This is a genomic window from Microbacterium sp. B19, assembly GCF_000333395.1.
Lineage (GTDB): Bacteria > Actinomycetota > Actinomycetes > Actinomycetales > Microbacteriaceae > Microbacterium.
Window position 1 is genome coordinate 1 of the sequence record NZ_BADA01000365.1, and the last position, 1,306, is coordinate 1,306.

Below are 1,306 nucleotides of genomic sequence, written 5' to 3' on the forward strand. Positions count from 1 at the left end.
GGCACGGGTCCCCGCGTGATCACGCGGACGTCGTCGAGGAGGTCGAGGGCGGGAAGCACCCGTGTCGCGAACGCGGCTGCGTCGGCGTCGCGCAGCACCTCCCGGGCCCCGATCGGCAGGTCGGCGCGCTCTGCCCAGGTCGTTTCGACCCGTCCCGCGATCTCGCCCTCGGCGCGGGAGTCGCGCTCGTCGTCGGCCGGCGTTCCGTAGGCCGCGCCGATGCCGCCCGGGTACACCCAGTCGAGCGCGTACTCGACGGACTCGTCGTCGCGGTACACCACGGTGACCTCAAGCGTCGGTCGAGGAGGCGGAGGCGTCGGGACGCCCGGCGCCACGGCGAGCGGAACCCGCCGCGCGAGCCGCGGGTAGGCGTCGGCGAGGAACTCCCCCGCGTCCTCGGCCGGCACGACGACCGGCCCGTCGCTCAGCAGGGCCGGCAGGGGGTCGGGCAGCGCGACGGGGCTCATGACCAGCGGGATCGGGTCGCGGTCGACCTCGAACGAGAAGATCCCCGCCGTGCCGAGGGGCCGCACGTGCGTGGCTTCCACGGTCCGTCCGTCGATCTCGATGGCCGCCGCGAGACGCAGTCCGCCGCCGGCCGCGGTGTCGACCGACACGCGCGCCGTCGCCTCCGACGCGAGGTGCACGCTCTGCTGGGGGTGCATCGGGACGATCGGGATGCCGAGCCCCGCCGCCGCGCGCAGGTGGGGCCACAGCAGGGGCGACGCGATCGCGTCGAGGGCGACGGTGTCGCTCGCCGCGACGAACGGTCCGGTCGTGCGCATCGCCTGCGCGAGGGCGTGGAGTTCGGCGAACCAGCCGACGTGCGACGGGTCGAAGCGGCCGGTGGATCGACGTACGGCGTCCCACGTGGCATCCGCTCGGATCCAGGTCTCGCGCGCACCGCGCACGAGCGGCCGGGCGACGAGTTGGAGCTCGTCCTGCCGCCGCGCGAGCATGCGGGGCGTCACCGGGTCGATGGACCGGGCTTCCCACCGCCCGGGGTCGTACGCCTCGCGCTGGCGCAGCTCGATGCCGAGCGCCAGCGCGTCGAAGCCGGGGCGCTCGGCGTCGGGGAGGAGGCCGCGCCAGGTGCTCATGCGGCGATCCTGTCAGGGGGCACCGACAGGGGCACCGTGCGGTGCTTGGGTGTCCAGGACACGCGGATCCGACACCGCGGCGTCCGCGTGTCTCGGACACTCGAGTCGCGTCCCGCCACCCGCGAACGCGACGACGCGACCCGCGAGGAACGCGGGCCGCGTCGGAACACGTCAGCGAGGATCAGGACGAGCGGGCGATGCGGGCG

The 1,306-nt window shown here is 75.1% G+C and carries 1 pseudogene; it reads right to left on the reverse strand.

The annotated features are described in order from the left end of the window. Positions 1-1,100 (reverse strand): annotated as a pseudogene (locus I5G_RS13095) (DNA/RNA helicase); the annotation flags it as partial. Between the last annotated feature and the right edge of the window lie 206 nt (positions 1,101-1,306).